General features: G+C 65.8%; 25 protein-coding genes. 2 read left to right on the forward strand and 23 right to left on the reverse strand.

Translation table 11 applies throughout. From position 1 onward, the window contains the following. Positions 1-115 precede the first annotated feature (115 nt). From nagZ to AC3WON_RS14250, 22 genes are all read right to left on the reverse strand, one after another. Positions 116-1165, reverse strand: coding sequence for a beta-N-acetylhexosaminidase (gene nagZ / locus AC3WON_RS14145; RefSeq protein ID WP_492319866.1), 1050 nt, complete (start codon positions 1163-1165; stop codon positions 116-118). A 14-nt stretch (positions 1166-1179) separates the two neighbouring features. Continuing rightward, positions 1180-1602 carry a holo-ACP synthase gene (gene acpS / locus AC3WON_RS14150; RefSeq protein WP_340520375.1) on the reverse strand — a complete coding sequence of 141 codons (423 nt, stop codon included), beginning with the start codon at positions 1600-1602 and terminating at the stop codon, positions 1180-1182. Beyond that, positions 1599-2381, reverse strand: a complete 783-nt coding sequence (pdxJ, locus tag AC3WON_RS14155) for a pyridoxine 5'-phosphate synthase (protein ID WP_011615719.1) — start codon at positions 2379-2381, stop codon at positions 1599-1601. Before pdxJ ends, acpS begins: the two co-directional genes overlap by 4 nt. 41 nt (positions 2382-2422) lie before the next feature. Beyond that, entirely contained in the window at positions 2423-3316 is an 894-nt protein-coding gene (recO, locus tag AC3WON_RS14160; protein WP_439670798.1) for a DNA repair protein RecO, read from the reverse strand. 19 nt (positions 3317-3335) lie between these two features. Next, positions 3336-4274 carry a GTPase Era gene (gene era / locus AC3WON_RS14165; protein ID WP_010814691.1) on the reverse strand — a complete coding sequence of 313 codons (939 nt, stop codon included), beginning with the start codon at positions 4272-4274 and terminating at the stop codon, positions 3336-3338. Continuing rightward, entirely contained in the window at positions 4271-5041 is a 771-nt protein-coding gene (gene rnc, locus AC3WON_RS14170; RefSeq protein WP_010814690.1) for a ribonuclease III, read from the reverse strand. Before rnc ends, era begins: the two co-directional genes overlap by 4 nt. Before the next feature lies 1 nt (position 5042). Beyond that, entirely contained in the window at positions 5043-5435 is a 393-nt protein-coding gene (locus AC3WON_RS14175; protein ID WP_492319864.1) for a DUF4845 domain-containing protein, read from the reverse strand. A 50-nt stretch (positions 5436-5485) separates the two neighbouring features. After that, positions 5486-6385: a signal peptidase I gene (gene lepB, locus AC3WON_RS14180; RefSeq protein WP_011615721.1), complete on the reverse strand. Its 900-nt coding sequence runs from the start codon at positions 6383-6385 to the stop codon at positions 5486-5488. 95 nt (positions 6386-6480) lie between these two features. Then, positions 6481-8274 carry a translation elongation factor 4 gene (gene lepA, locus AC3WON_RS14185; RefSeq protein ID WP_010814687.1) on the reverse strand — a complete coding sequence of 598 codons (1794 nt, stop codon included), beginning with the start codon at positions 8272-8274 and terminating at the stop codon, positions 6481-6483. 208 nt (positions 8275-8482) lie between these two features. Beyond that, positions 8483-8767 (reverse strand): glutaredoxin family protein, encoded by a 285-nt coding sequence (locus tag AC3WON_RS14190; RefSeq protein ID WP_492319863.1) that lies wholly within the window; start codon positions 8765-8767, stop codon positions 8483-8485. 13 nt (positions 8768-8780) lie between these two features. Then, on the reverse strand, positions 8781-10265 hold the full coding sequence (locus tag AC3WON_RS14195) for a DegQ family serine endoprotease (protein ID WP_492319862.1): 1485 nt from the start codon (positions 10263-10265) through the stop codon (positions 8781-8783). A gap of 133 nt (positions 10266-10398) precedes the next feature. Continuing rightward, positions 10399-11478, reverse strand: a complete 1080-nt coding sequence (locus AC3WON_RS14200; protein WP_492319861.1) for a MucB/RseB C-terminal domain-containing protein — start codon at positions 11476-11478, stop codon at positions 10399-10401. An 8-nt stretch (positions 11479-11486) separates the two neighbouring features. Further along, entirely contained in the window at positions 11487-12113 is a 627-nt protein-coding gene (locus tag AC3WON_RS14205) for a sigma-E factor negative regulatory protein (protein ID WP_492352055.1), read from the reverse strand. Between the two features lie 115 nt (positions 12114-12228). Then, a complete protein-coding gene (gene rpoE, locus AC3WON_RS14210; protein WP_010814682.1) occupies positions 12229-12828 on the reverse strand; it encodes an RNA polymerase sigma factor RpoE in 600 nt (199 codons plus the stop codon). A gap of 637 nt (positions 12829-13465) precedes the next feature. Continuing rightward, the gene (fabF, locus tag AC3WON_RS14215; protein ID WP_454750348.1) at positions 13466-14698 is read right to left on the reverse strand and encodes a beta-ketoacyl-ACP synthase II; all 1233 of its coding nucleotides are present in this window, start codon (positions 14696-14698) and stop codon (positions 13466-13468) included. 190 nt (positions 14699-14888) lie between these two features. After that, positions 14889-15128 (reverse strand): acyl carrier protein, encoded by a 240-nt coding sequence (gene acpP / locus AC3WON_RS14220; RefSeq protein WP_008644813.1) that lies wholly within the window; start codon positions 15126-15128, stop codon positions 14889-14891. Positions 15129-15298: 170 nt separating this feature from the next. Continuing rightward, the gene (fabG, locus tag AC3WON_RS14225; protein ID WP_018309408.1) at positions 15299-16048 is read right to left on the reverse strand and encodes a 3-oxoacyl-ACP reductase FabG; all 750 of its coding nucleotides are present in this window, start codon (positions 16046-16048) and stop codon (positions 15299-15301) included. Positions 16049-16064: 16 nt separating this feature from the next. Beyond that, complete coding sequence (gene fabD, locus AC3WON_RS14230) at positions 16065-16994, reverse strand: ACP S-malonyltransferase (protein ID WP_011615725.1); 930 nt, start codon at positions 16992-16994, stop codon at positions 16065-16067. An 83-nt stretch (positions 16995-17077) separates the two neighbouring features. Next, positions 17078-18058: a beta-ketoacyl-ACP synthase III gene (locus AC3WON_RS14235; RefSeq protein ID WP_492319859.1), complete on the reverse strand. Its 981-nt coding sequence runs from the start codon at positions 18056-18058 to the stop codon at positions 17078-17080. A gap of 52 nt (positions 18059-18110) precedes the next feature. Then, complete coding sequence (gene plsX, locus AC3WON_RS14240) at positions 18111-19190, reverse strand: phosphate acyltransferase PlsX (protein WP_010814676.1); 1080 nt, start codon at positions 19188-19190, stop codon at positions 18111-18113. A gap of 165 nt (positions 19191-19355) precedes the next feature. After that, the gene (gene rpmF / locus AC3WON_RS14245) at positions 19356-19535 is read right to left on the reverse strand and encodes a 50S ribosomal protein L32 (protein WP_010814675.1); all 180 of its coding nucleotides are present in this window, start codon (positions 19533-19535) and stop codon (positions 19356-19358) included. A 119-nt stretch (positions 19536-19654) separates the two neighbouring features. After that, on the reverse strand, positions 19655-20245 hold the full coding sequence (locus AC3WON_RS14250) for a DUF177 domain-containing protein (RefSeq protein WP_492319858.1): 591 nt from the start codon (positions 20243-20245) through the stop codon (positions 19655-19657). Between the two features lie 206 nt (positions 20246-20451). Here AC3WON_RS14250 and AC3WON_RS14255 point away from each other — a divergent pair, with 206 nt between their 5' ends. Both AC3WON_RS14255 and AC3WON_RS14260 read left to right on the forward strand, forming a co-directional pair. Then, complete coding sequence (locus tag AC3WON_RS14255) at positions 20452-21051, forward strand: Maf-like protein (protein ID WP_492352056.1); 600 nt, start codon at positions 20452-20454, stop codon at positions 21049-21051. A gap of 16 nt (positions 21052-21067) precedes the next feature. Continuing rightward, positions 21068-21799 (forward strand): SAM-dependent methyltransferase, encoded by a 732-nt coding sequence (locus AC3WON_RS14260; protein ID WP_492319856.1) that lies wholly within the window; start codon positions 21068-21070, stop codon positions 21797-21799. 57 nt (positions 21800-21856) lie between these two features. On the opposite strand, the gene AC3WON_RS14265 is transcribed toward AC3WON_RS14260, so the two are convergent. Beyond that, a complete protein-coding gene (locus AC3WON_RS14265) occupies positions 21857-23041 on the reverse strand; it encodes a S49 family peptidase (RefSeq protein ID WP_492319855.1) in 1185 nt (394 codons plus the stop codon). Positions 23042-23076: the final 35 nt, after the last annotated feature.

Raw genomic sequence — 23076 nt, forward strand, 5'->3', positions numbered from 1 at the left:
GCACGGGTCGTTAAGTCGCGACCTTCTCGCTACACCGTTCGGTACCTGAAGAAGGACCTTAACTGAACGGCATTACAGCCGCGGCTGCCATTTTTGTTTGTGCACGCGGCCCCGTTCAGGCGATCAGGTCGTGCTCTTTCAGCGTGCGCAGCGCGGCGCGGTACTCGCCTTCCTGGTGCAGCTTGTTCCAGTCCAGCGGCTTCCTGCGCGCGAACAGCTTGCGGATGCGGCGCTGCGAGGTCTTGTCGATGCCCACGTCCAGCTCGGTCAGCAACTGGTCGGCGCGCTCCGGGTGGTTGCAGATCAGCACCATGTCACAGCCCGCGGTCAGCGCGGCGCGCGCGGCCTCGGTGACATTGCCGGCGACGCTGGCGCCTTCCATGCTGAGGTCGTCGCTGAAGATCACGCCCTCGAAGCCCAGCTGGGCGCGCAGCACGTCCTGCAGCCAGTAGCGCGAGAAGCCGGCCGGGTTCGGGTCGACCTTGGGGTAGATCACGTGCGCCGGCATCACCGACGACAGCGACAGGCCCAGCCACTCGTACGGGCGCGCATCCTGCTCCAGGATCTCGTCCAGCGAGCGCTCGTCGACCGGGATCGCCACGTGCGAATCGGCCTCGACGTAGCCGTGGCCAGGGAAGTGCTTGCCGCAGTTGCTCATGCCGGCCAGCAGCAGGCCGTGGTTCAGGTGGCCGGCCAGCATCGACACCACGCGCGGATCGGCGTGGAAAGCACGGTCGCCGATCACGGCGCTGCGGCCGTAGTCCAGGTCCAGCACCGGGGTGAAGCTCAGGTCGATGTCGCAGGCGCGCAGTTCGGCGGCCAGCACATAGCCGCAGGCCACGGCGGCCTTGGTCGCGGCCAGCACGTCGCGCTCCCACAGCTCGCCCAGGCGGTGCATCGCCGGCAGGTGGGTGAAGCCGTCGGTCTTGCAGCGCTGCACGCGCCCGCCTTCATGGTCGATGCAGATCAGCACGTCGTCGCGCACCGCGCGGATGGCGCGCGTCAGCGCCTGCAGTTGCGCGCGCGACTCGAAATTGCGCGCGAACAGGATCACGCCGCCGGTCAGCGGATGCGCGATGCGGCGCGCATCTTCCGCGTCGAGCTGCTTGCCGACGACGTCGAGGACCACCGGGCCCGGCCGCTTGCCGGAGTTCTTCTTGGACATGGAAGTTGTTGGATTCACAAGGCTGTAGGTTGGGAAGCCGCCCCGCCCGCACGCTCGGCAATGGCGAAGGCGACGGCAAAGTCGTGCTCGTCACTGACACTGACCCGCACGGTGAGCCCGCGTTCCGCCAGCCATGCGGCCAGCTCGCCATGGCATACCGGCGTGGGCTCGCCGGACGGCAGGTTCATCAGCTCCATGGCGCGCCACGTCATCGGCCAGCGCATGCCCAGGCCGATGGCCTTGGAGAACGCCTCCTTGGCAGCGAAGCGCGTGGACAGGAAGGCCAGCCCGCGCTTCTCGGAGCGCGCCTTGCGCGCGTGGTACTTGGCCAGCTCATCGGGGCCCAGCACCTTCTCGGCGAAACGGCCGTTGGTGCGTTCCATCACGCCCTGCACGCGGGCGATCTGGATGATGTCGGTGCCGACGCCGTAGATCACGCCGGGGCGCCCGCGGCAGGATAGCGCGTGCCCAGGCGCGCGGCGACCATGATGGCCTTCATCTCGCGCACCGCGTTCTCCCAGCCCGCGAACACCGCATGCGCCACGATCGCGTGGCCGATGTTCAGCTCCTTGATGCCGGGCAGCGCGGCGATCGGCTGCACATTGGTGTAGTGCAGGCCATGGCCGGCGTTGACCACCAGGCCGTGCTTCTGGCCGGCATCGACGCCATCGGCGATGCGGCGGAACTCGAGCGCCTGCTCATCGGGCGTATGCGCATCGGCATAGCGGCCGGTATGCAGCTCGATCACCGGCGCGCCGCACGCGGCCGCCGCGGCGATCTGGTCGGCATCGGCATCAATGAACAGCGACACGCGGATGCCGGCACCGGCCAGCTGCGCGCACGCCGCCTTGACCTGCTCGAAACGCCCGGCCACATCCAGCCCGCCCTCGGTGGTCACTTCCTCGCGGCGCTCCGGCACCAGGCATACGTCCTGCGGACGGATCTCGCAGGCGATGTCGAGCATCTCCTGCGTGAGCGCGCATTCCAGGTTCATGCGCGTGGCCAGTTGCGGACGCAGCGCGCGCACGTCGGCATCGCGGATATGGCGGCGGTCTTCGCGCAGGTGCAGCGTGATCAGGTCGGCGCCGGCCTGTTCCGCCAGCAGCGCGGCACGGATGGGATCGGGGTACACGGTGCCGCGCGCGTTGCGCAGCGTGGCGACGTGGTCGATATTGACGCCAAGGTCGATGACGCCCGGATTTGCGTGGAAGATCATGCGAGCAGGTGCAGGAGTGAGTCGGATGGTTCTTGAGTCGGTCAGAGATACTGCAGGTCGATCAGAATCTGGCGCGTCTTCAGCGGCGCGCCTTGCAGATAATAATGCAGCAGGAACCGCATCAGCGCGCGGCTTTGCGCGGCGGTCTGCGCGCGGCTGTAATCGTCCTGCGCCATGTCCAGCAGGGTCTGGCCGGTCACCACCGGCCACGACGACGGGTCGCTCGGCTGCGCGCGGCGCACGCCGCGCTCTGGCTGGTAGACATAGTCCAGGCCCGGCTGGACCCGCTCGCCGGTGCTCAGGCACTGGTCAAACGCAACCGCGAAGCCGGTTTCCTGCAGCAGCACGCGTTCAAAGCTGCGCAGCACCAGCCCGGCTTGCTCGCCGTGCGCCAGCCGCGTCAGCGTCGTCAGGTAATGGCGGAACAAGGCCGGATGCGCATCCTCGCGCGGGCAGAAGCGCATCAGCAGCTCGTTCAGGTAGAACGCCGACAGCAGCGCGTCGCCGGCCAGCGGCGGCATGCCGCCGACCCACTCGGCCTTGGTCAGGGTCTTGACCTCGCCGCGGCCGCTCCATGACACCGAGACCGGGTGGAAATGCTGCAATACCGCGCGCAGCGCGGAGTGCGGGCGCTTGGCGCCCTTGGCCACCATCGAGATGCGGCCGTAGTCGCGCGTGAACAGGTCCAGGATCAGGCTGGTCTCGCGATACGGCCAGGCATGCAGCACAAAGCCGGGCTGCTCGGCCACGCGCGACTCGGGCCGGGCCGGCACGATGCGCATGGCGCGATCCATCATCGCGCGCGCGGCAGCGTCGGCCATGCCGGGCAGCGCCTTGCTGTCGAGCAGTTCGGCGGCCTCGTCGACCACGGGGTCGGCGCGGCGGGACCGTGGCGCCGGCGCCGGCGCGCGCGCGATGTCAGCCGTCTTGCTCACTGGTCGCTCGCTGTTGTGCTCACTCGTAGCCGTACGCGCGCAGCCCTGCTTCGTTGTCGGCCCAGCCGCTCTTCACCTTGATCCACATTTCCAGGTAGACCTTGCCGTCGAACAGCTTTTCCATGTCCAGGCGCGCCTCGGTGGAGATCTGCTTGAGCTTGGCGCCCTTGTTGCCGATGATCATGGCCTTGTGCGCGTCGCGCTCGACCAGGATGGTGGCAAAGACGCGGCGCAGGCGGCCTTCGGTCTCAAACTTGTCGATGATCACGGTGCTGGTGTACGGCAGCTCGTCGCCGGTCCAGCGGAACACCTTCTCGCGGATGATCTCCGAGGCCAGGAAGCGCTCGCTGCGGTCGGTCATGGCGTCGGCGTCGTACATCGGCTCGCCTTCCGGCAGGTAGGGCCGGATGATCTCGAACAGGCGCGCGATATGGTCGTGGGTCTTGGCCGTCATCGGCACCACTTCGCGGAACGGGAACTGCTGCCCCATCTTTTCCAGGAAGGGCATCATCACTTCCAGGCGGTTCTCGCCGTTGACGCGGTCCAGCTTGTTGGCGACCAGCAGCACCGGCGTGTTCTTCGGCAGCAGCGACAGCACCTTCTCGTCGTCGGCGCCGTAGTAGCCGGCCTCGACCACGAACAGGACCAGGTCCACCGACGACAGCGTGGACGTGACCGCGCGGTTCAGCGAACGGTTCAGCGCGCTGGCGTGGCGGGTCTGGAAGCCCGGCGTGTCGACGAACACATACTGCGCGTCATCCGTGGTCTGGATGCCGACGATGCGGTGGCGCGTGGTCTGCGCCTTGCGCGAGGTGATGCTGATCTTCTGGCCGACCAGCGCGTTCATCAGCGTGGACTTGCCCACGTTGGGGCGGCCGACGATGGCCACGGTGCCGCAGCGGAACGCCGCGGCCGGGGTATCCGCCGCGTCTTGCTGCGGATGGGTAGATTCGGTCATTCCTTCAACCTGAGAGACAGCTGTGGGTCTTGCGGCACGGGTTGCTTGCGGGTCTTGCCGGTGCGCTCGGCGCGGCTGCGCTTGAGCAGCTGCGGCACCAGCTTCTGGACTTCATCCAGTGCCAGCTTGGCGGCGGCCTGCTCGGCGGCGCGCCGCGAGGCGCCGGTGCCGAACACCCGGACTTCCAGTTTAGGCACCGTGCACTCGACTTCAAACTGCTGGCTGTGCGCGGCCCCGTGTGTGGCGATTACGTTATATTGCGGCAGGGCGATCTTGTGGCCCTGCAGGTATTCCTGCAGCAGGGTCTTGGCGTCCTTGCCCAGCGTGCGCGGATCGACCTGCTCCAGGATCGGGATATAGAGCTTGCGGATCAGCGCGCGCGCGGCGTCGAAGCCGGCGTCGAGAAACACCGCGCCGACGATGGCTTCGAGCGCATCGGCGAGGATGGACGGACGGCGGAAGCCGCCGCTCTTGAGTTCGCCCTCGCCCAGGCGCAGCGTGTCGGACAGCTGCAGCATCTGGGCGATCTCGTACAGGGCCTGCTGCTTGACCAGGTTGGCCCGCACGCGCGACAGGTCGCCCTCGTCGAGCTTGCCGAACATGCCATAGAGCATGTCGGCCACGGCGCAGTTGAGCACCGAATCGCCCAGGAATTCAAGGCGTTCGTTGTGCTGGGCGCTGTGGCTGCGGTGCGTCAGCGCCTGTTGCAGCAATTCGGGCTTGCTGAATCGGTAGCCGAGTCGTTGCTGCAAGGCGTCGAGGTTCATATCAGTGCTGCGTTCCTGAATAGGTAATCAGTAGGCTCAGGGGTCCGTAGACGGGTACCTCGGTCCGGTACGAGAAATCGACCGACTGGATGGTGCCGTTCTCGTCTTCCCGGATCAGGAGGTCCTCGGCCTTGATTGCGGTAATCCGGTCGATGGCTGCCTGCTTTTCAAAAAAATCGACCACTTCGCGCTTGTTGGCGGCGCGCTGCTTGGCATAGCTGGCGGCGCGCTTGACCGAAAAATACTCCACCAGGCTCGGGATCGCGCGCAGGGCCGGCAAGGCCACCCCGATCACGAACACCACGATCACCAGCAGCGTCCAGACGGAAAACCCGCCTATGCCTGCCCGGCGTCGTACCGGATTCCTGCCCCCCACCTTCCCAAGTTGACCCATGATGCGCTCGTCCTCGTTTAGCGTTGAGTGTTCTTGCGCCGCGGGGATTCTTATTTGAACGTTCCCACGCGTCCGAAATTGCCCAGGTTCATCCAGATTACAAAGGCCTTGCCGACGATATTCTCATCCGGCACGAACCCCCAGAAACGGGAATCCAGGCTGTTGTCCCGGTTGTCACCCATGACGAAATAGTGACCTGCAGGTACCTTGCAGGTCACGCCCTGCTGATTGTAAGTGCAGTTTTCCCGGTACGGGAAATCCGGGTCCGCCCCCGCGATAAACGCCGGGCGGTCGGCGTCGTTCAGGATGCCATGATCGACGCTGCCTGGCAGCTTTTCGCGGAAATGCCTGGAATATGCCAGGCGCTCCTCGTCCAGGAAATCCGGCAGCGCGGCGTACTCGGCCGGCTTGCCGTTGATGGTCAGGCGCTTGTTGGCATACTGCACCACGTCGCCCGGCACGCCGATCACGCGCTTGATGTAGTCGAGCGACGGGTCCTTCGGGTAGCGGAACACCATGACGTCGCCGCGCTGCGGCTCGCCCATGTCCATGACCTTCTTGTTCACCACCGGCAGGCGGATGCCGTACTCGTACTTGTTGACCAGGATGAAGTCGCCGATCAGCAGCGTCGGGATCATCGAGCCGGACGGGATCTTGAACGGCTCGACCACGAACGAGCGCAGCACGAACACCGCCAGGATCACCGGGAAGAAACTGGCCGAATATTCCAGCCACCACGGCTGGCGCAGCTTTTCCTCGGCCAGGCGCTTGCGCGTGGCGTCAGCTTCCGCCGCGCCGAAGCGGCCCTGCAGGTCGGCCTGGCGCGAATCGAACTCGGCCAGCGCCAGCCGCGCCGAAGAGCGGCGCTGCCGCTCGAACACGAGCTTGTCCGCAACCCACGCGACGCCCGTAATCACCACCAGCACAAAAAGGATCAGTGCAAAATTCATGACGGCTTCTGGTTTCTTGAAATCCTGGTACAGCCTGTTCTTTCACCACGGCGGCAAGCCGCCGCGCGTGGCACTGCCCTGCTCGCGGCGCCTTCTTACTTGTCATCCACCTGCAGGATGGCCAGGAAAGCCTCCTGCGGGATCTCGACCGTACCGACCTGCTTCATCCGCTTCTTGCCCGCCTTCTGCTTTTCCAGCAGCTTCTTCTTGCGCGTGATGTCGCCGCCGTAGCACTTGGCCAGCACGTTCTTGCGCAGCGCCTTGACGTTTTCGCGCGCAATGATATTCGCGCCGATGGCGGCCTGGATCGCCACGTCGTACATCTGGCGCGGAATGATCTCGCGCATCTTGGCCGCGACCTCGCGGCCGCGGTATTGCGAGTTCGATCGGTGCACGATCACCGACAGCGCATCGACCTTGTCGCTGTTGATCAGGATGTCGACCTTGACCACGTCCGACGGGCGATATTCCTTGAACTCATAGTCCATCGACGCATAGCCGCGCGACACCGACTTCAGGCGGTCGAAGAAGTCCATCACGATTTCCGCCATCGGGATTTCGTAGGTCAGCTGCACCTGCTTGCCGTGGTAGCTCATGTTGATTTGCGAGCCACGCTTCTGCGTGCACAGCGTAATCACCGAGCCGACATATTCCTGCGGCATATACAGGTTCACGGTGACGATCGGTTCCAGGATCGCCTCGATCTTGCTCGGGTCCGGCATCTTCGCCGGATTTTCCACGGTGATCACGGTGCCGTCGCGCATCTCGACCTGGTACACCACCGTCGGCGCGGTGGTGATCAGGTCCATGTCGAACTCGCGCTCCAGGCGCTCCTGCACGATCTCCATGTGCAGCAGGCCGAGGAAGCCGCAGCGGAAGCCGAAGCCCAGCGCCTGCGACACTTCCGGCTCGAACATCAGCGAGGCATCGTTGAGCCGCAGCTTTTCCAATGACTCGCGCAGCGCCTCGTACTGGTTTGCCTCAACCGGGTACAGGCCGGCGAACACCTGCGGCTTGACTTCCTTGAAGCCCGGCAGCGGCGCTTCGGCCTTGCGCTGCATGGTGGTGATGGTATCGCCCACCTTGGCCGCCTTCAGTTCCTTGATGCCGGCGATGACAAAGCCCACCTGGCCCGCCGTCAGCGCATCGCGGGGGATCGACTTCGGCGTAAACACGCCCACCTGCTCGACCAGGTGCTGTGAGCCGTTGGCCATCAGCAGCACCTTGTCCTTGGGACGCAGGGTGCCGTTGACCACGCGCACCAGCATCACCACGCCAACGTAGTTGTCGAACCACGAATCGATGATCAGCGCCTGCAGCGGCGCGTCGGCGTCGCCCTCGGGCGGCGGCACCTTGGCGATCAGCGCCTCGATCACGTCCTGCACGCCCTGCCCGGTCTTGGCCGAGCACGGCGTGGCGTCCTGCGCGTCGATGCCGATCACGTCCTCGATCTCCTGGATCGCGTTATCGGGATCGGCCTGCGGCAGGTCGATCTTGTTCAGCACCGGCACCACTTCCACGCCCAGCTCGATCGCGGTGTAGCAGTTGGCCACGGTCTGCGCCTCAACGCCCTGCGAGGCGTCGACCACCAGCAGCGCGCCTTCGCAGGCGGACAGCGAGCGGCTCACTTCATAGCTGAAGTCGACGTGTCCCGGGGTGTCGATCAGGTTCAGGTTGTAGACCTTGCCGTCGCGCGCCTTGTAGCTGAGCGCAGCGGTCTGCGCCTTGATGGTGATGCCGCGCTCCTTTTCGATATCCATCGAATCGAGGACCTGCGCTTCCATCTCCCGATCCGACAGCCCTCCACAAAGCTGAATGATCCGGTCGGCCAGGGTGGACTTCCCATGGTCGATATGGGCAATGATCGAGAAATTACGGATATGGTCCATCTAGTGTTCAGGGGGGCGCCGGCGTGAGAGCCCGCGCGGCAACAAGCGGTTGAGCGGCCCGGCGCCGCGCGCCGCAAGGCGGGCGCGGGCGTACCGCAGGTTCGGGGGGTGCAATTTTTGCGCCAATCCGCAATTTTACCGGATTTTCAATGACTTCCGGGTCGTCAAATGGCGGCGTGGCGCGGTTGGCGGCGGTTACCGACGGGGATCAGCGGGTTGTGTGCGCGCCGCCATGTGCGGCAAGCCACACCCTTACGGCAGCTTCGTCGAGGAAATAGTGGCAAAGCTCCACGGCGCCGCCCTGCAAGTCTGCTGGGGTGCCCGGCATCAGCACCGGCACCAGTTCGCCAAAACGGTCTTTCAGCCCCGCATCGGCATCGACATCCACCTCGTGCAGGGTGAAAGAAAAATCGCGCCGGAGCGGCTCCAGCGCGACCTTCATGTCTTCGCAAAGGTGACAGTATGCCCGGCCGTACAACGTCAGCGCAGGCATACCGGTCATTGCTTTAGCGGCTGGACGTGGCGCCCGGACGCAGCGTCAGCACCTGGGTGGCATCGCCGCGCCGCACGAACACCGCGGCAATCCGGTTCTTGTCCAGGCTGCGCACCAGCTCGTTGAACTGGCGGGCGTTGGTCACGTCCGTATCGCCCAGGCGCAGGATGATGTCGCCCGGACGGATGCCGGCACGCAGCGCCGGGCCGTCGGCCACTTCCACCTCGACGCCCGACTTGAGCTTGAGCTCCTTCAGGCGCGCCTCGGGCAGGTCGTTGACCACCAGGCCAAGCGCGTTGGGCTTGCCGGCCTGTGCCGCGCTGTCGTCCTTGGGCGTTGCGCCGCTGCGAGCGCGTGCCTTGCCGTCCGGCTCCAGCTCGGTGACGGTGATCGTGACCTCGCGGACCGCGCCCTTGCGCCACAGCTGCAGCGGCACGCGCGTGCCCGGCTTGGTCTCGCCCACCATGCGCGGCAGGTCCGAGGCCCGCTCGATATCGCGGCCGTTGAACTTGAGGATGATGTCGCCGGCTTCGATGCCCGCCTTCTCGGCAGGACCGCCCGGCTCGACGCTGCCGACCAGCGCGCCGCGCGCACGGCCCAGGCCCAGCGAATCGGCCACCTCCTTGGTGACGTCGCCGATCGCCACGGCGATGCGCCCGCGCGTCACGCGCCCGGAGCTTTTGAGCTGCTCGGACACGCGCATCGCCTCGTCGATCGGGATCGCGAACGAGATACCCATGTAGCCGCCGCTGCGGCTGTAGATCTGCGAGTTGATGCCGATCACCTCGCCGCGCAGGTTGATCAGCGGGCCGCCGGAATTACCGGGATTAACCGCCACGTCGGTCTGGATGAACGGCAGGTAGTCGCCCGTGTCGCGGCCCTTGGCCGAGACGATGCCGGCGGTCACGCTGTTGTCCAGCCCGAACGGCGAGCCGATCGCCAGCACCCATTCGCCGGCGCGGACCTTGTTGGAATCGCCCAGCGGCAGGCGCGGCAGGCCGCTGGCCTCGACCTTGAGCAGCGCCACGTCGGTGCGCTTGTCCGAGCCGATCAGCTTGGCCTTGAATTCGCGCTTGTCGGGCAGCGTCACATAGATGGTTTCGGCGTCGGCCACCACGTGCGCGTTGGTCATCACGTAGCCGTCCTGGCTGATGATGAAGCCCGAACCCACGCCGCGGCTCTGCTCTTCCTGCTGCGGCGGCTGGCCGCGGCGGGGGGCGCCGGGCGCCGGGGCACCGGGCATCGGCACGCCGAAGAAGCGCCGGAAGAATTCCGCCATCTCGTCATCGCCGCCGGGCGCACCGCGCTGGCGCACGAGTTCCGTGGTGCGGATATTGACCACGGCCGGACTGGCCTTTTCCACCAGGTCGGTGAAATCGGGCAGGTTGTAGTTGGAGGCGGCAGCCTGGGCATGGCTGACTTCGGCAACAGTCGGGCCGAGCAGCATCATGGCAGCCATGACCACGGCCCGCGCCAGGGCTGGAGATCTGAACATCATCGACAACTCCCGGGATTCAGCGAATAGAAGAAAAACCGTCTGGATGTGATCCCGTGGCGGGGACCCCTGCGCAGGTTTCATGGAGCCGGCGCCGGGACAGAGTCCGGCGGCGTCGGCTGCACCTGCGTCAAGCTCAGTGTACCGCCTTGGGCGGGCGGTACTCCACGGCCGTCGCAAACTGCCGCACGGTGCTCGCCGGCACCTCGCCCACCACGGTAATCCAGAAATCGGCAATCCGGCGCACCACGACCTGGGTCGCGCCGAGCGCGGCCACGCCCTCGCGGCGCACGCGTTGCTCGGAAACCGGTTCAATGAAGACCGACAGGCCGGTCAGCCCGTCGCTGTAAACGACCTGCAGCACTTCGAAGACCTGGCCGCGCGCGTTGCCCGGCGCGGGCGCGCGCAACTCGCCGAGCGGACGGCGCACTTCGCGGATCTTCTGGAAGCCCTTGAGCGGCACCGCAATCGACCAGCCCTCGTCGGCGATATTGGTCGGCTGGTAGGTCACCTCATAGCGATTCCAGCTGCTGGAATTCTTGATCGCACCGAGGATACGCTGCTTTTCGGACGGCACCCCGATCTGCACCTGCGAGAACGCGACCTGCTCCAGCACCTTGCCGCCGTCGCCGATGGTCTGCGCGCGCATCAGCAGGCCGGAGTTCTTCTCCGCCCACAGGCGCACCGCATAGCGCGCGGCATCGTGCGGCTCCAGCGCAAAGACCTCGCATTCCATGCCTGCCACCCGCTCGGCGGGCATCTTGCGCATGTCGTACAGGTCCAGCACGTCGTTCTTGTTGGTGGCGAGCAGCGCCGGGAAGCGATCCTTGGCTTCCTGCTTCTCCACCACCACCAGCTTGGCTTCGGGGATCAGGCTGTGCACTACGTCATTCTGACGCAGCACCTCGCGCGGCTTGCCGTCGAGCGTTTCCAGGCGTTCGTACTCGTTGTGGACGAGATCGCTGTAGTGCTGGATACGCGAGGCGTGCATGACGCTGCCGCGCTGGTAGATCAGCGTGCCGACATAGTTCTCGCGCTGTGCGGCTTTGTGGATCTTGTTGAGCCAGGCGGTGGCGTCGCGTCGGTTCAGCGTACTGTCCGAAGGCTGTGCGGTGGCCGCGGCAGCGCTCAGACACAAGGCCAGAAAAAAGGACCTACGCAGGGCCCTGATTTTCTGCGCGCCCGCTACATAGGCGGGCGACCCTCCTTTATGCATGTCCGGCATTATTCCTGCGTATTTTCCTGAGTGAAGTTTGCACCGTTGGCAACCGTGCGCATGGTGGACACGAACGCATCCGTTGCCACCGACGTGCGATGGGCACGCAGGTATTCGTCCAGGCGCGGGTCGCGGATCATCTGGGGATTTTCCGCCGCCACGGTGACGATGCCAGAGGCCGGGCTGGCCGGCTGGTCGGCGCGTGCCACCACGGCATCGGGCGTGGCCAGCGTGGCGGGGCCCCGCATCTGCGGCACGACCACCCAGCTGACCGCTGCCACGGCGGCAGCGATCGCGGTGCCCGGCATCACGCGGCGCACCCACGACGGCCTGACCAGCAGGCGGTGGCGGGCACTGGCCTGCGCCAATGCCGGTACCAGTACATGCGGCTCGGCTTCTAGGCGCGCGGAGAAACGAGAGAGGAAAGCAGAGGTGGAACCCGCGTGCGTCAGGTCTTCCGAGCGCAGCGTGTCGCCGATCAACTGGTAAGTGGTCCAGTCGGACATGCCGGCATCGCTTTTCGCGAGGCCCAGCACGGCATCGACTTCGTGCGGCGCCAGTTCGCCATCCATCAATACGGAGATCTGCTCCGCTGCTTCCACTACATGAACCGACTGCTTATGAGCCTGACCCATTTCCCACCCCAAGACATTCCATTGAACACCGATAATCCCGTCACTTCTGTCGCTTATCGATGCAGGAATACGCTGCAACGCTGGCCGCACGACATTCTTTTCGACTACCCGACTACTACCACCGCTTGCCCTCTGCCGTTCCCAGCAGCGGACGCAATTTCTCGGCAATCGCCTCGCGCGCCCGAAAGATCCGCGAACGCACCGTGCCGATCGGACATCCCATCGCTTCGGCGATCTCCTCATAGCTGAGGCCCTCGATCTCGCGCAGCGTGATGGCGGTCCGCAATTCTTCCGGAAGGGCCTCCATGGCGCGGTTCACCGTCTCGGCGACCTGGCGCGTGTGAAGCATCGATTCCGGCGTATTGATATCCCTTAGTTGCTCACCGTCCGCAAAAGTTTCAGCCTCTTCTGCATCGATATCGCTGGACGCTTCCGGGCGGCGGCCCTGGGTGGCCAGGTAGTTCTTGGCCGTGTTGACGGCGATCCGGTACAGCCACGTATAGAAGGCCGACTCCCCGCGGAACTGGGGCAAGGCGCGGTATGCCTTGATAAAGGCATCCTGCGCCACATCCTCCACCTCAGCGGGGTCCCTGACCAGGCGCGAAATCAGGCGAATGATCTTCCGATGGTATTTGGTCACCAGAAGTTCAAAGGCCCGCTTGTCGCCCTGCTGGACGCGTTCAACTAGGAGCTGATCGGCTTCGCGTTCGCTCACGTATGGCTCACCTGCAGTGTATCTCTTGGTTTGGTCGTCACGACAAACGTTGTATTTTACCTACGATTCTAAGCCCGCCCGGTGAAGCAACGCGCATCCTGTGACCGTAAGCTAACAAAATCGTTCCCCTGCCGGCATCTCAGGCTGCACCCGCAGTGCAACTCTGGTGGCGCGTTGCAACCACCGCGCCATCGCGGGCGAACCCGCCTGCCAGGGGAGAAAGATGGCGCCCGGCATCCCGGGCGCTCCGGGGGCCAGGCGCACGACAGCGACGCCGCCGGCCTGCCAGCATTGCCTGACCACAGTCTCGTGTCGGGCACGGCCCGGCCCTTGCAGGCGGATCCGCAATGGCCCGTTGCCGTCGGGCGCGTGCAGCACTGCCGTGCAGCGCCAGCGCAGGCTACACCACCACGCCGGCCAGGCACGCACCGTTGCCGCTGCGGCAAGCACGAGTGCCAGCGCCATGGCGGCATGCCCCCAATGGAAACCAGCCTGACTGCCGGCTATTACAGCGGCCAGCGTCCGCGCCAGCAGCGCGAGCGCCAGCATTTCGCCGGCACAAAACACGAACAGGGCCCACCGCAACGGGTGGACCCTGCCCTGGCGCAGCCCGCGAAGGGCCCGCCTCAACCACGGATCAGGCGCGGCGGAAAACAAGCGTGCCGTTGGTGCCGCCGAAACCGAAGTTGTTCTTCACCGCGACCTCGATCTTCATCTCGCGCGCCGTGTTGGCCACGTAGTCCAGGTCGCACTCGGGATCCTGGTTGTCGAGGTTGATCGTCGGCGGCGACACCTGGTTGTGCAGCGCCAGCACGGTGAAAACCGATTCCAGGCCGCCGGCGCCGCCCAGCAGATGGCCGGTCATCGACTTGGTCGAGTTCACCACCATCTTGTAGGCCTGCTCGCCGAATGCGGCCTTGATCGCATCGGATTCGTTCTTGTCGCCCAGCGGCGTGGACGTGCCGTGGGCGTTCAGGTAGTGCACCTGGTCCGTATTGATGCCAGCGTCCTTGAGCGCGTTGACCATGCAACGGCGCGGGCCGTCCATGTTCGGCGCGGTCATGTGGTAGGCGTCGCCGCTCATGCCAAAGCCGATCAGCTCGGCGTAGATGCGCGCGCCGCGCGCCTTGGCCGACTCGTACTCCTCCAGCATCATCACCCCGGCGCCTTCACCCAGCACGAAGCCGTCGCGATCCTTGTCCCACGGACGCGAAGCGGCGGCCGGATCGTCATTGCGCGTCGACAGCGCACGCGCAGCGGCGAAACCGCCGATGCCCAGCGGCGACACGGTCGACTCGGCACCGCCCGCCAGCATGGCGTCGGCATCGCCGGCCTGGATCAGGCGGGCGGCCAGGCCAATGCTGTGCAGGCCGGTCGTGCAAGCCGTCACGGCAGCCAGGTTCGGGCCCTTGATACCGTGGATGATCGACAGGTGGCCCGCGATCATGTTGATGATCGAGCCCGGCACGAAGAACGGCGAAATCCGGCGCGGACCGCGCTCGGTCAGCACGGCGTGGGTCTCTTCGATCAACGGCAGGCCGCCGATGCCCGAGCCGACCAGCACGCCGATGCGCTCGGCATTGGCCTCGGTCACTTCCAGGCCGCTGTCCTTCAGCGCCTGCGTGCCGGCTGCAATGCCGAAATGGATGAAGGTATCCATCGCGCGGGCTTCCTTGGCCGGGATGTAGTCCTCGGCATTGAAACCCTTCACTTCACCGGCAAAGTGCACGGAAAGCGCGGAGTGATCGAATTTGGTGATGGTGGCGATGCCGGACTTGCCGGCAACCAGGTTGGCCCAGCCTTCGGCAACCGTGTTTCCGACCGGAGACACAAGGCCAAGCCCAGTGACGACGACGCGACGACGGCTCACTATGTTTTCCTACGGGTGCGTGAAACGGGAACGGAACGGAGATCAGCCCGCCGCCGGCCTTGCGGGCCGCGCGGCGAAGCACATTCCATTCTGCTTCTTCAAACAGACGAAAGCCACAGAAAACAGCAAGGCGCGGCCGCAACGGCCCGCCCACCTGCCTTCTGTGGCTCGGAATGCAGAGACGACGGGCTTAGGCCTTGACGTGCGCGGTGGCGTAGTCGATAGCCTGTTGCACGGTCGTGATCTTTTCGGCTTCCTCATCAGGAATTTCCATGCCGAATTCATCTTCCAACGCCATCACGAGTTCAACCGTGTCCAGCGAGTCCGCACCGAGGTCGTTCACGAACGACGATTCGTTCTTGATGTCTGCCTCGGCCACGCCAAGCTGTTCTGCCACGATTTTCTTGACGCGTTGTTCGATATTGTCCATGTAACCCTCCAGGGAAGTTCGACAAAAAGTGGGCGCATTTTAGCAGGTTTGAGGCGACAGAAATGCCGCCTGCCAAGCTTTGCAAGAATCGCGCCCGTTTGGTTCGGAAAACTACTACTTCAGGCGGCTTCTTCGGGCTTCTTGCCCGAAACCAGCCAGCCAAAAACCCATTAATTCATGTACATCCCGCCGTTCACATGCAGCGTAGTGCCGGTAATGTAAGCGGCTTGCGGGCCAGCCAGGAAGGCCACCGCGTTGGCGATATCCTCCGGCTGGCCAAGGCGACCCAGCGGAATCTGCGTCTTGAGCGAAGCATGCTGCTCTTCGGACAGCGCCTTGGTCATGTCGGTGTCGATAAAGCCCGGCGCGACACAGTTCACGGTCACGTTGCGGCTGCCGATTTCCGCGGCCAGCGAGCGGGTCATGCCCGCCACGCCCGCCTTGGCAGCAGAGTAGTTCATCTGGCCGGGGTTGCCGACCGAGCCCACCACCGAAGTGATATTGATGATGCGGCCCTGGCGGGCCTTCATCATCGGGCGCAGCACCGCGCGCGACAGACGGAACACCGAAGTCAGGTTGGTCTGGATCACGGCCAGCCAGTCCTCGTCCTTCATGCGCATCGCCAGCTGGTCCTGCGTGATGCCGGCATTGTTGACCAGCACGCCGATGCCGCCGTGGGTCTTGACGATCTCGTCGATGAGCGCGTCGCAAGCGGCCGCGTCATTGACGTTGAGCACGGCGCCCTTGCCCTTCAGGCCGTCGGCGCCGAGGTAATCGGTGATGCCGGCCGCGCCGGCTTCGCTGGTGGCGGTGCCGATCACGGTGGCGCCCTGGCGGGCCAGTTCCAGCGCGATGGCGCGGCCGATGCCGCGCGAGGCGCCGGTGACCAGCGCAACCTGGTTGTCGAGAAGTTTGGTCATGCGGATGTCCTCTTGCTTACTTCAGCAGTGCCAGCGTGTCTTGCAGCGAGGCCGGATCGAAGATCGCACCGCCGGTCAGGTTGCCGTCGATGCGCTTGGTCATGCCGGCCAGCACCTTGCCGGGGCCGCATTCGATCACGTGCGTGACGCCTTCGGCGGCCATCTTCTGCACGCACTCGACCCAGCGCACCGGCGCGGCGGCCTGGCGCACCAGGGCGTCCTTGATCGCGTCCGGATCATTGACGATGGCGACGTCGACGTTGTTCACCAGCGGGATCGACGGCGCCGAGAAAGCCAGGCCGGCCATGCGCTCGCGCAGGCGGTCCGAGGCGGGCTTGAGCAGCGACGAGTGGAACGGCGCCGACACCGGCAGCGGCAGCGCGCGCTTGGCGCCCTTGCCCTTGGCGATTTCGCAGGCCTTCTCGACCGCGGCCTTGTGGCCGGCAATCACCACCTGCGACGGCGCGTTGAAGTTCACGGCCTCGACCACGCCGGCGGCCGATGCCTCGGCACAAGCGGCGCGCACGTCGTCATCGGACAGGCCCAGGATCGCGGCCATGGCGCCCTCGCCCACCGGCACGGCTTCTTGCATGGCTTGCGCGCGGAAGCGCACCAGCGGTACCGCGTCGGCAAACGGGATCACGCCCGCGGCCACCAGCGCCGAGTACTCGCCCAGGCTGTGGCCGGCAACCAGCGCCGGTGCCGGACCACCGGCATCCAGCCAGGCACGGTAGACCGCCACTGCGGCGGTCAGCATCACCGGCTGCGTGTTGGTGGTCAGGTTCAGCTCTTCGGCGGGGCCTTCGGCGATCAGGCGGCCGAGATCCTGGCCGAGCGCGGCCGAGGCCTCTTCCACGGTGGCGCGCACCACGGCGTTATCGGCGAAGGCATTGAGCATGCCGACCGACTGCGAACCCTGGCCGGGAAATACGAAAGCGAATTTCATCGGATTGGAACCCTAACAAGAAACGGGTGGCCGGCGCCGCGGCATGTCCTGCATGCGCGGCATGCCATGGCGCCGGCCGCGAATCACATGCGCAGCAGCACCGCGCCCCAGGTGAAGCCGCCGCCCACGCCTTCCATCAGCACGGTCTGGCCCGCGCGGATGCGGCCGTCGCGCACCGCGACGTCCAGCGCCAGCGGGATCGACGCGGCCGAGGTGTTGCCGTGCTCATGCACGGTGGCGACCATGCGCTCCGCCGGCAGGCCCAGCTTCTTTGCCGTGCCCTGCATGATGCGGATATTGGCCTGGTGCGGGATCAGCCAGTCGATCTGGTCCGGCGTCACGCTGGCAGCCTCCATGGCTTCGCGCGCGACCTTGTCCAGCACGTTCACGGCCAGCTTGAACACAGCCTGGCCGTCCATGTGCAGGAACGGGTTGCCGGTGATGTTGCCGCCGGCGACGTTGCCCGGCACGCACAGGATATCGACATGCCTGCCGTCCGAGTGCATCGCGGTGGACAGGATCCCCGGCTCCTCGGACGCCGACAGCAGCACGGCGCCGGCACCGTCGCCGAACAGCACGCAGGTGGTGCGGTCGTTGAAGTCCAGGATGCGCGAGAACACCTCGGTGCCGATCACCAGCACGTTGCGGTGCGAGCCGCTGCGGATGAACTTGTCGGCAGTGGCCAGTGCGTACACGAAGCCCGAGCACACCGCCTGCAGGTCGAACGCCGGGCAGTGGTTGGTGATGCCCAGCTTTTCCTGCACGATGCAGGCCGTGCTGGGGAACACGAAGTCCGGCGTCGAGGTGGCGACGATGATCAGGTCGATGCTCTGGCGGTCGATGCCGGCGGCTTCGATGGCCTGCTCGGCAGCCTTGACCGCGAGATCGCTGCTGGTCACATCCGGCTCGGCCCAGTGGCGTGCCGAAATGCCGCTGCGCGAGACGATCCAGTCGTCGCTGGTCTCGATGCCCTTTTCGGCAAGCTGCGTGGCCAGGTCATGGTTGGTCACGCGCCGCGGAGGCAGGTAGCTCCCGGTACCGATGATTTTTGCGTACTTGGTCATGTATTGTCGGATCGTATGGCCCGCAGGCACCCTCGACCGGCGCGCGTGGCGCTCAGGCGACGTGGGGGCTGGGATGCGCGCCAGGCACCTCTGTCTCCGGGGCGGGCTGTGCAGCGCCTGCGGCGCTGGATTTATCGGCAAAAGCCCGGGTGATGCGGGCGATCACGCCATTCTTGGCGGCATCATACCCGCGTTTGATGGCCCACTCAAAAGAATGGGCATCGGCCGAGCCGTGGCTCTTGATCACCAGCCCGCGCAACCCAAGCAGCGAGGCGCCGTTGTAGCGCGCCGGGTCGAGTCGCCTGGCTAGGCGCGACAGCACCGGCATGGCGACCGCGGCCAGCAGCTTGGTGAACCACGAGCGGGTGAATTCTTCCTTGATCATACTGCCGATCATCTTGGCCAGGCCCTCGGTGCTCTTGAGCGCCACGTTGCCGACGAAGCCGTCGCAGACCACGATGTCGGTAGTGCCCTTGAAGATGTCGTTGCCTTCCACGTTGCCGTAGAAGTTCAGCTCCGAGGCGCGCAGCAGTTCACCCGCACGCTTGACCACCTCGTTGCCCTTGATGACTTCCTCGCCGATGTTCAGCAGGCCCACCGTGGGGTGTTCCTTGTGGTCGACCACGGCCACCATGGCTTCGGCCATGCGCGCGAACTGCAGCAGGTGCTCGGGCTCGCAGTCGGCATTGGCACCCAGGTCCAGCACGGTGGTGCCCCACCCTTGCTCGTTCGGGATGGTGGTGGCGATGGCCGGCCGCTCGATGCCTTCGAGCGTCTTGAGCACATAGCGCGACACCGCCATCAGCGCGCCGGTATTGCCGGCGGAGATGCAGGCACCGGCCAGGCCCTCCTTGACCTGCGTGACGGCGACGCGCATCGAGGAATCCCTCTTCTTGCGCAGCGCCACCTCGACCGGGTCATCCATGGTGATGACCTCGGTGGCCTCGACGATGGTCACGCGCGGATGGTCCAGCGCGTGCAGCTTCTTCAGCTGCGTCCGGATGGCGTCGGGCAAGCCGACCAGCACCATCTCGGCGTCGTCGTGGCGGGAAAGAAAACTGATCGCCGCAGGCACCGTCACGGAGACTCCGTGATCGCCGCCCATGCAGTCGATAGCGATTTTGATCGTCATTGTTCCTGGTACGGATAGCGCGGCGGCGCACGCCACGCCCGGCGGGAAATCCGAGCGCCCAACAAAAAAGCGGCAACGATCTTGCCGCTTTTTTGTCTCTGACCTTTTAGTGTCCGACCTACAGGCATGCGCGAGCGAGACGCAACGTCACGCCGAACGAAGCTATCAGTCGTTCTTGGTCTTGATGACCTTGCGGCCACGGTAGTAGCCGTTCGGGCTGACGTGGTGGCGCAGGTGGGTTTCGCCGGTGGTCGGCTCAACTGCCAGCGGCGCTGCCGACAGGTGATCGTGCGAACGGTGCATGCCGCGCTTGGACGGCGACTTCTTGTTCTGTTGAACAGCCATGATGACTCCTTCGAGAATTTTTCAATATTAACACACGCATCCCGCCCAAGGCGTAGCCGGGGCCCGGCCGGATGCTTCAGATTCACCTGCAAGACCTTGCGCACCGCCTGCCGGCGGCATCAATGCTTGGTCTTCAGGCCGGCCAGCGCCGCAAAGGGCGAAGGCCGCTTTTCTTCCTCAGGCTCAGCCTCTGGCTGCGCCTCGCCGTCCGAACCGGTCACGAGGCTTTCGTGCACCGTCGGGCAGACGTCATGCTTGGGGGCCACCGGCAACGCCAGCAGCACTTCATCTTCAATCAGGTCCAGCAACGAGAAATGCTTCGAGCCGGCGATCACGTCGACTTCGTCGTCGTCCATCGGCGCGGCGTCGGCCGCTTCCTCGCTTTCCACCACCTCGAAACGCGTTGCCGTATCGATCGGCTCGGCATATGGGGCCAGGCAGCGCTGGCAATCCAGCCATATCCGGCCCTGCACGGTCACGTCGAGAAACAGCCGCCGCGCCACCGCGGCGCCCGGCTCGGCCGCCTCTTCACGCATGAAGCCAGTGGCCGAATAGGCAAACGTCTCATCGGGTGCCGAGGCTGGCGCTTGCGCGGCGGTCTCGGCTAAGATGCGCGGCAAATCCCGCACCGCCACGTCGCCGGCCAGGCTTTCACCCTTCCGGCACAAGGCGAAGAGATCAAGCGCGCGCAGGTCAATCGGCTGGGTCATGTGCGTGGCTCCGGTCGCTATACAATGACTGGTTCGCCACATTCCACGGCTGTCGGACTACGGGCCGCGCACATTGGCGGCACTGCGCCCGGGTGCGGATGCGGCTAAACGCGCGATTGTACGACGTAAACCGTGCCGAGGTCAAAGGTCTTGCAGCGCGGGCCGCACCTTTTACTGTTTCGCTTCCTGTTCCGATTCCATTACTTATGTCCCCAGACCCCCGCCCCAGCCTGATCCTTGGCTCCGGCTCGCCCTACCGCCGCGAACTGCTGGAGCGCCTGCGCATCCCGTTCGAGGTGGCCGCGCCCGACATCGACGAAACCCCGCTTGCCGGCGAAGCGCCCGAAGCCACCGCGCTGCGCCTGTCGCAGCGCAAGGCCGAAGCCATTGCCGCGCGCCGTCCGGGCGTGCTGGTGATCGGCTCGGACCAGGTGCTGACCCTGGACGGCGAACAGATGGGCAAGCCCGGCACGCACGAGAAGGCCGTGGCGCAGCTGCGCCGCATGCGCGGGCGCACCGCAACCTTCCACTCGGCCCTGTGCCTGCTGGACGCACGCACCGGCACCGTGCAGCTGGCCGACGTGCAAACCCGCGTGACCATGCGCGACCTGACCGATGCTGAAATCGAAACCTACCTGCGGCTGGAGCGCCCCTACGACGTGGCCGGCAGCGCCAAGTCCGAAGGCCTGGGCATCGCGCTGCTGGAACGCGTCGAGTCGGACGACCCGACCGCACTGGTCGGCCTGCCGCTGATCGCGCTGACCGGCATGCTGCGCCAGGCCGGCTACCCTCTTCTTTCCGCATGACCCGCACGAGCCCACCATGAGCGGCACTCTCTACCTGATCCCCAACACCCTCGGCAAGCGCGATGAAGCCGACCCGCTGGCCGACGTGATCCCGGCCGGCGTGCAGCAGATCGCGGCCAACCTCGATTACCTCGTCGCCGAGAACGCCAAGACCGCGCGCGCCTTCCTGAAGAAGCTGGGCGAGACCACGCCGCTGGCACGCCCGATCCAGCAGATCGAGATCCGCGAGCTGAACGTCAACACGCGTGCCGACGCCCTGGCCGCTCTGCTGGCCCCGCTCGAAGCCGGCCGCGACGGTGGCCTGCTGTCCGAGGCCGGCGTCCCGGCGGTGGCCGACCCCGGCGCCGACCTGGTGCGGCTGGCCCATGCGCGCCGCATCCGCGTGCGGCCGCTGGTCGGGCCCAGCTCGATCCTGCTGGCGGTGATGGGCTCGGGCCTGAACGGCCAGAGCTTTGCCTTCAACGGCTATCTGCCGGTCGATGCCGGCGAGCGCGCGCAGCGACTGCGTGAGCTGGAGCAGCGCTCGCGCAAGTCCAGCCAGACCCAGGTGTTCATCGAAACGCCCTACCGCAATGCGGCGCTGCTGGAAGCCATGCGCCAGCACTGCGCCGGCACCACGCTGCTGTCCGTGGCCGTGGACCTGACCCTGCCGGGCGAGACCATCGTCACGCTGCCGCTGTCGGACTGGCGTCCCGAGCGGATCGACCTGCACAAGCGCCCGGCGATCTTCTCGCTGCTGGCCATGTAAGAAACGGCAAAGGGGGCGCGAACGCCCCCTTTGCCATTGCCGCCGCGCCATCCCGGCTCAGTGCATGCCCTGCATGCGGTTGCTCCACAGCATGGTCTTCATCGCCGCCGAGCCCACCGCCGCGCCAAAGCGCTTGGCCACGCGCTCGGCAATGTTCTCCTTGACGGTGTAGTCGACGATGTCCTCGGCCTTGAGCACATCGCGCGCGACATAGTCGGCACTGCCCAGCCCGTCGGCCAGGCCCAGCTCCACGGCGCGCTCGCCCGACCAGAACAGGCCGGAGAACAGCTCCGGATCATCCTTGAGCCGGTCGCCGCGTCCTTCCTTGACCACGTCGATGAACTGCTGGTGGATCTGCTTGAGCATGGCCTCGGCAAAGGCCTTCTGCTTGGGCACCTGCGGCGAGAACGGGTCCAGCATGCCCTTGTTGGCGCCCGAGGTGTACAGCCGGCGCTCCACCCCCAGCTTGTCCATCAGCCCGGTAAAGCCAAAACCGTCCATCAGCACGCCGATCGAACCCACGATGCTGGCCTTGTCGACATAGATCTTGTCGGCCGCCGCGGCCACGTAATAGCCGCCCGAGGCGCAGATCTCTTCCACCACCACATAGAACGGCTTGGACGGATAAAGCGTGCGCAGCCGCTGGATCTCGTCGTTGATGATGCCCGCCTGCACCGGCGAGCCGCCCGGAGAATTGATCTTCAGGATCACGCCGGCGGCATTGCCATCAGCGAACGCCGCCTGCAACGAGGCATTGATCGATTCCGCGCTGGCCGGCGTGCCCGCGGCGATTTCGCCCTCCAGCGTGACCATGGCCGTATGGCGGCCCGAGGTGCTGATGGCGCCATCGCCCTTGAAGTCGAACAGCGTGACCAGGATCAGCGCCAGCAAAGCCAGTCCGACAAAGCGGAAGAAGATGCGCCAGCGCCGTGCCGCGCGCTGCTCGCGCAGCGATGCGGTCAGCACTTTTTCGAGCAGATCGCGCTCCCAGCCGGCGCCGCCGCCAACCGGGGGCCCCGCCGCGGCTCCAGCCATGCGCGCCTTGCGCTCGCGCGCTTCACGCCTTGCCGCGTCGTCGCCGGCGCGCAATTCGTCTTCCAGCGGGTAATCGGCGCGCGGTGCGGTGACCAGGCGCTCGGACTCCGCCTGGGGCGACCCTTCGCCCGGCGCACCGTCGCCGGCTGGCTTGTGCTCGTCCGGCTGACCCGATTCACCCGATGGCGGCTTCTGTTGTTCTGTCATGCAAATCGCTCGTGGAAACGCCTGGAAACCCAGGC

The organism is Cupriavidus sp. FW305-46, assembly GCF_058787075.1.

Excerpts from the sequence above, each read along its gene's own strand:
- nagZ (WP_492319866.1), bottom strand. The coding sequence starts at position 1,165 with ATGTCCAAGAAGAACTCCGGCAAGCGGCCGGGCCCGGTGGTCCTCGAC.
- pdxJ (WP_011615719.1), bottom strand. The coding sequence starts at position 2,381 with ATGATCTTCCACGCAAATCCGGGCGTCATCGACCTTGGCGTCAATATC.
- era (WP_010814691.1), bottom strand. The coding sequence starts at position 4,274 with ATGACCGAATCTACCCATCCGCAGCAAGACGCGGCGGATACCCCGGCC.
- rnc (WP_010814690.1), bottom strand. The coding sequence starts at position 5,041 with ATGAACCTCGACGCCTTGCAGCAACGACTCGGCTACCGATTCAGCAAG.
- AC3WON_RS14175 (WP_492319864.1), bottom strand. The coding sequence starts at position 5,435 with ATGGGTCAACTTGGGAAGGTGGGGGGCAGGAATCCGGTACGACGCCGG.
- lepB (WP_011615721.1), bottom strand. The coding sequence starts at position 6,385 with ATGAATTTTGCACTGATCCTTTTTGTGCTGGTGGTGATTACGGGCGTC.
- lepA (WP_010814687.1), bottom strand. The coding sequence starts at position 8,274 with ATGGACCATATCCGTAATTTCTCGATCATTGCCCATATCGACCATGGG.
- AC3WON_RS14190 (WP_492319863.1), bottom strand. The coding sequence starts at position 8,767 with ATGCCTGCGCTGACGTTGTACGGCCGGGCATACTGTCACCTTTGCGAA.
- AC3WON_RS14195 (WP_492319862.1), bottom strand. The coding sequence starts at position 10,265 with ATGATGTTCAGATCTCCAGCCCTGGCGCGGGCCGTGGTCATGGCTGCC.
- AC3WON_RS14200 (WP_492319861.1), bottom strand. The coding sequence starts at position 11,478 with ATGCATAAAGGAGGGTCGCCCGCCTATGTAGCGGGCGCGCAGAAAATC.
- AC3WON_RS14205 (WP_492352055.1), bottom strand. The coding sequence starts at position 12,113 with ATGGGTCAGGCTCATAAGCAGTCGGTTCATGTAGTGGAAGCAGCGGAG.
- acpP (WP_008644813.1), bottom strand. The coding sequence starts at position 15,128 with ATGGACAATATCGAACAACGCGTCAAGAAAATCGTGGCAGAACAGCTT.
- fabG (WP_018309408.1), bottom strand. The coding sequence starts at position 16,048 with ATGACCAAACTTCTCGACAACCAGGTTGCGCTGGTCACCGGCGCCTCG.
- fabD (WP_011615725.1), bottom strand. The coding sequence starts at position 16,994 with ATGAAATTCGCTTTCGTATTTCCCGGCCAGGGTTCGCAGTCGGTCGGC.
- AC3WON_RS14235 (WP_492319859.1), bottom strand. The coding sequence starts at position 18,058 with ATGACCAAGTACGCAAAAATCATCGGTACCGGGAGCTACCTGCCTCCG.
- plsX (WP_010814676.1), bottom strand. The coding sequence starts at position 19,190 with ATGACGATCAAAATCGCTATCGACTGCATGGGCGGCGATCACGGAGTC.
- rpmF (WP_010814675.1), bottom strand. The coding sequence starts at position 19,535 with ATGGCTGTTCAACAGAACAAGAAGTCGCCGTCCAAGCGCGGCATGCAC.
- AC3WON_RS14250 (WP_492319858.1), bottom strand. The coding sequence starts at position 20,245 with ATGACCCAGCCGATTGACCTGCGCGCGCTTGATCTCTTCGCCTTGTGC.
- AC3WON_RS14255 (WP_492352056.1), top strand. The coding sequence starts at position 20,452 with ATGTCCCCAGACCCCCGCCCCAGCCTGATCCTTGGCTCCGGCTCGCCC.
- AC3WON_RS14260 (WP_492319856.1), top strand. The coding sequence starts at position 21,068 with ATGAGCGGCACTCTCTACCTGATCCCCAACACCCTCGGCAAGCGCGAT.
- AC3WON_RS14265 (WP_492319855.1), bottom strand. The coding sequence starts at position 23,041 with ATGACAGAACAACAGAAGCCGCCATCGGGTGAATCGGGTCAGCCGGAC.